Genomic DNA, 5,068 nt, shown 5'->3' with positions numbered 1-5,068 from the left:
AGAAAGAGGTGCGCTTTGAGCCCTACTCGACAGGTCGGGGCTATCCGATTCGGGTTTGCACGTCAGATCTCTGATGCACTGGGAGCCAGGCATCTGAAACTTGAGGATATGAGATCCGATTCGATTGTGAATGCGGTGAGGGGTTCTATTGGGATGTGAGGTTTGAAATATTAAATGATTACCTTTTTCTTAAAAACATGTATGCCTACCAAAAATACAGCGATTGTAAATATTATAATATAGATTAAATTCTGCAATAGGTATGGATTAGTGCCTAATACAATTGCCCGTGCCCCCTCCACCGCCTTTGTGAGCGGAATCGCGCCTATAACAGGTTGTATCCATTCCGGAAGATCAGCAACCGGTATAAAAATCCCGCAAAAAAAGCTCATTGGCATGACAACAAGAGATGTTACAACCATCAGATGGTGCGGATTATCCAGCCACATAGCTATCGCAACTCCAAGGGATGAGAAAAATGCCGCTGTAGCTACAATAAATAATACTAACCAAGGTATACAACCAAAGGACATTCCCAAGAAATAATTCATTAATAAAATAAATATAACAGATGCTGCCAGTGCTTGAGTTACCCCTGCGAATATGTAGCCAAGTACAATCTCAAAAGGTTTTACCGGAGCAGTGAGCGCATTAACTAATGTTTTATCCCAGTCCCGTGCAATCATCAGCCTCATTGATATGGTCATATAACTATTGTTTGTCACGACCATAAACAGTATACCAGGTGCCAGAAATTCTACGTAACATACATTACCCATGTCCACTCGATTGCCAAGTCCCATTCCAAAGATGAAAATAAATAACAGCGGCTCCACTGCAAGACGCATGGCATTTACATGCAGGTTGTTCAGATATTCGTACATTTCGCGCTCCCAGATCGCAAGCACCGCTTTTATTGCCCTTGTGTTCATCGCATCTCCCGCCCCGTCAAATGCAGAAAAACATCCTCAAGACTTGGATGGATAATATTGATTCCATTTATTTTATTTTTTGCAATTATGCTGATTAACACCTGCTCAACAACCGCATCGTCGCCCACTCCAATCCTTATTCCATGGTTCCTTATTTTTACATAATTAACACCAGATATACTGTTTAGATCCCTCTCGACGTGTTCGCTAATAACTTCGGCATTTAAACTTATATCAATCACAATATTGTTATTCAGTATCTTTTTAAGTTCATCCGGCGTTCCACAGGCTATAATCCTGCCATGATCGATAATGGAGATTCTATCGCAAAGAATATCTGCTTCTTCCATATAGTGCGTTGTCAGAAGAACTGTCTTACCGTTCTCTTTCAAATCCTTTATATACTCCCATACCTGCCTTCTTGATTGCGGATCAAGTCCGGTCGTAGGCTCATCCAATAATATGATTTCGGGATTTGATAACATTGCTCTTGCCACAACAAGCCTTCTTTGCATCCCGCCAGATAATTGATGAAACCGTTTCTTTCGGTACTTCTCAAGTTTGGCCCACCGAAGCGCAGCATCCACTCTTTTTTTAAGTTCTTTTCGTGAAAGACCGTACAACAGGCCCTGATAAAAAAGATTATCCTTGATATTCAGGTGGTGATCGAAGTTTGCATCCTGAGTTGCTATACCGAGCCTCTTCTTGCATCCTATTGGATGTTTTGTTACATCCTGTCCCGCTATTACTGCTACACCAGAGCTTGGAAGCGATAGACCTGCCAGTATATTTAGTGTCGTGGTCTTGCCTGCTCCATTTGGTCCTAAAAATCCAAAGATCTCACCTTTTCGAACCCTGAAGTTGATTCCATCTACAGCAGTATGCTCTCCATAATTTTTCACTAAGTCCTTGACTTCTATCATTGCAAATGACATGCCACCTTGTGACCATTTCCAATCAGGGGAGGCTCCTCTATCTTGCATATCCTCTCGCTGTACTGGCATCTGGTATGAAACCTGCATCCTATCGATGGATTCATCGGATTTGGCATATCACCTTTCAGCAGTATCCGCTTTAGTTTGGCGTCAGGGTCAGCCACAGGTATGGCAGATAATAATGCTTTTGTATATGGATGCTTCGCATCGTTAAAAATCTCGTCTGTTTTTCCAATTTCAACCAGTTTCCCGAGATACATCACAGCGACCCGGTCAGTCATTATCTTTATCACCTCCAGATCATGAGAGATAAACAGACATGTCAGGCCGAATTTTTCTTTCACATCTCTTAATATATTAAGTATTTGCGCCTGGACATTTACATCCAGCGCCGAAGTCGGCTCATCAGCAACGATAAACTCAGGATTAATTGCCAGGATTCTTGCAATCACAGCGCGCTGGTTCTGCCCTCCACTGAGTTCATGAGGATAACGATTTACATGTTCGGGATTTAGCCCTACTGTTTCTATCAGTTCCAGGATTTTATCATTCATTCTTTCCTTACTTACGATCTTATACAGTTTCAGAGGCTCCGCGATGCATTCCCCAATCCGCATTCTCGGATTGAGAGATGCATCTGGGTTCTGGAATATGATCTGCATCTTCCGCCGGATTTTTCTCATATCTTTTTTGTTCAATTCAAATAAATTAATATTGTCAATAATCATCTTCCCCTCAGTAGGCTCAATAAGCCGCAGGATCAACCTGCCAACAGTCGTTTTTCCGCATCCGCTCTCACCGACCAGACCGAGAGACTCCCCCTTTTCAATCTCAAAGTCCACACCATCTACGGCTCTGATGTACTTTTTTCCAAACAACCCGGTTGAAAAATATTTTTTTAAACCACTCACTTCAATCATATAAAAAACACCTCACATAATGCTTTTTTCCAACTTTTATTAGTTCAGGCCTTTTATTCTTGCATTTCTCAGTCGCCAGTGAACATCTCGGATGGAACTTGCATCCGGCGGGGAGATTTATCAAACTCGGGCTGGTACCTGCCATCGGTTTTAATCCCCTGACAGGAAGAGAATTAAGAAAACCCCTGGTATACGGGTGTTTGGGATTATTGAACAGATCCCTGACACTTCCATATTCTACAATTTCGCCCGGATACATCACAGCAATATAATCACATAGCTCGGCTGCTACAGCGAGATCGTGAGTGATAAGCAGCATAGAAGTCCCGGAGTCTATTAATAACTCCCTCATCAATTCCACTATCTGCGCCTGTATTGTGACGTCCAGCCCTGTGGTCGGCTCATCCGCGATGATAAGCGACGGCATGCAGATAAGTCCCATCGCTATCATCGCTCTCTGCCTCATCCCACCGCTGAACTCATGAGGGTATTCATTCACTCGTTCATGGGGTGATGATATTTTCACTGATTTTAACATCCCGATGACCTTTTGCTTCACATCTCGCTTTTTCAGATGCTGATGTAATTCTACAGGTTCAGCAACCTGTGTCCCCACCGTAAGAACCGGATTCATCGAAGACAGCGGATTTTGAAAGATCATGGCAATCTCTTTTCCTCTTATTTTCCGGATCTCGTGATCACTCATCGTTAAAAGATTCTTATCCTTATAGAGGATTCTGCCTTCAACTGTAGTGTTCTCAGAAAGCAGGCGCAGGATCGCAAGACCCAGTACAGTCTTACCACATCCGGTCTCTCCGATCAAACCCAGCTTTTCCCCCTCTTCGATATCTAAGTCAACACCATTTACTGCTCTTACTGCACCGTCTTCAGTGTGGAAATGGGCTTTTAGATTTTGTATGCTTAATAATGTCATTTTATCATCACTTCCTTCATCCTTGGATCAAGTGCATCCCGCAAGCCATCTCCTATGAAATTGAAAGCCAGTACTGCGATCATGATCATCAATCCGGGAAAGATCATCAGATGCGACGCTGATTCCATGAATGGTTTTCCTTCATTGAGCATTGTTCCCCACTCCGGTACCGGCGGTTGTGCACCCAGCCCGAGAAAACTCAGTGCTGCAATTGAAAGTATGATATGACCCATATCCAGTGTTGCAAGAACTATTACAGGCGATAGAACATTAGGCAGTATGTGGCGTCTGACGATATAGGCATCGCCGCATCCCATTGCTCTCGCAGCTTCAACAAACTCTTTTTCTTTTATCGATAATACTGAGCCTCTTACTATCCTTGAATAACCCACCCACCAGATTGCACCAAGAGCAATCATCACATTTGTCAGTGAGGGACCAAGAAGACCGGCAATAACAAGTGCAAGAATTGTACTCGGGAATGCTAGCAGTACATCAACCCCACGCATTATCACATCATCAAGGACGCCGCCAAAATAGCCTGCAGCAGTGCCTATGGTAATGCCAAGAACCATAATTATTGTTACGACGGCTGCTGACATGCTCAATGAAACCCTTGTTCCGTATATAACTCTGCTCAGAACGTCTCTTCCAAGGTTATCGGTTCCCATTGGATGTTCTGCAGTGGGCGAGAGTAACCGTTCTTCCAGATTCAATTCAAGAGGATCATGAGGAGCGGCATAAGGGGCAAATACAGCAATTGATGCAAAAAATAGAATGATAACTATTCCTAACATTGCAGGTTTGTTTCTTTTAAATTCTGAATAAATTAACATATGACCATCTCAAACATAAATTTCTTAATTACATTCCTTTATCCGCATCATATCGAATTCTCGGGTCGAGATACGTATACAGAATATCCACTGCCAGATTCGAGAGTACAAAGAAGAGTGCGATGATCAAAACAAAACCCTGGATCACGGGATAATCTCTTGCATATATAGCATCAACTAAGAATTTGCCAACTCCCGGCCATGCAAATATCGTTTCAACAATTACAGCCCCTGCCAGCAGATGACCTATCTGCATACCCATATGTGTGATCACAGGGATCAACGCATTTTTGAAACCGTGTTTCCACATTACCAGATGGTCGCTCAAACCCTTTGATCTTGCCGTTCTTATGTAATCCTGACGCAAAACCTCAAGCATACTTGCGCGCATCAGCCGCATCAGAGGTGCTGCCAGACCGGTCCCAAGCGTGATCGCGGGAAGTACCAGATGAGATATAGTCCCATAACCAAAACAGGGGAACCAGCCAAGTTTCAACGAGAAGAACAGGAT

Annotated in this window: 7 protein-coding genes; 1 reads left to right on the top strand and 6 read right to left on the bottom strand. The window is 43.3% G+C overall.

Annotated features, from left to right (window positions below):
- Positions 1-15 precede the first annotated feature (15 nt).
- Complete coding sequence (locus IBX40_10935; protein MBE0524832.1) at positions 16-159, top strand: hypothetical protein; 144 nt, start codon at positions 16-18, stop codon at positions 157-159.
- Between the two features lie 11 nt (positions 160-170).
- Here IBX40_10935 and IBX40_10930 read toward each other — a convergent pair whose 3' ends face one another.
- The 6 genes from IBX40_10930 to IBX40_10905 all read right to left on the bottom strand — a co-directional run.
- A complete protein-coding gene (locus tag IBX40_10930) occupies positions 171-932 on the bottom strand; it encodes an ABC transporter permease (protein MBE0524831.1) in 762 nt (253 codons plus the stop codon).
- A complete protein-coding gene (locus IBX40_10925) occupies positions 929-1,915 on the bottom strand; it encodes an ATP-binding cassette domain-containing protein (GenBank protein MBE0524830.1) in 987 nt (328 codons plus the stop codon). The genes IBX40_10930 and IBX40_10925 overlap by 4 nt, the downstream gene beginning before the upstream one ends.
- Positions 1,852-2,787: an ATP-binding cassette domain-containing protein gene (locus IBX40_10920; GenBank protein ID MBE0524829.1), complete on the bottom strand. Its 936-nt coding sequence runs from the start codon at positions 2,785-2,787 to the stop codon at positions 1,852-1,854. The genes IBX40_10925 and IBX40_10920 overlap by 64 nt, the downstream gene beginning before the upstream one ends.
- Positions 2,780-3,721, bottom strand: coding sequence for an ABC transporter ATP-binding protein (locus IBX40_10915; GenBank protein MBE0524828.1), 942 nt, complete (start codon positions 3,719-3,721; stop codon positions 2,780-2,782). Before IBX40_10915 ends, IBX40_10920 begins: the two co-directional genes overlap by 8 nt.
- Complete coding sequence (gene nikC, locus IBX40_10910; protein ID MBE0524827.1) at positions 3,718-4,557, bottom strand: nickel ABC transporter permease subunit NikC; 840 nt, start codon at positions 4,555-4,557, stop codon at positions 3,718-3,720. The genes IBX40_10915 and nikC overlap by 4 nt, the downstream gene beginning before the upstream one ends.
- A gap of 28 nt (positions 4,558-4,585) precedes the next feature.
- Positions 4,586-5,068 (bottom strand): ABC transporter permease (locus IBX40_10905; protein MBE0524826.1); only part of this gene is annotated, 483 nt, incomplete at its 5' end.

The organism is Methanosarcinales archaeon (genome assembly GCA_014859725.1).
GTDB lineage: Archaea > Halobacteriota > Methanosarcinia > Methanosarcinales > Methanocomedenaceae > Kmv04.
This window is presented reverse-complemented; position numbering and strand designations above follow the sequence as displayed.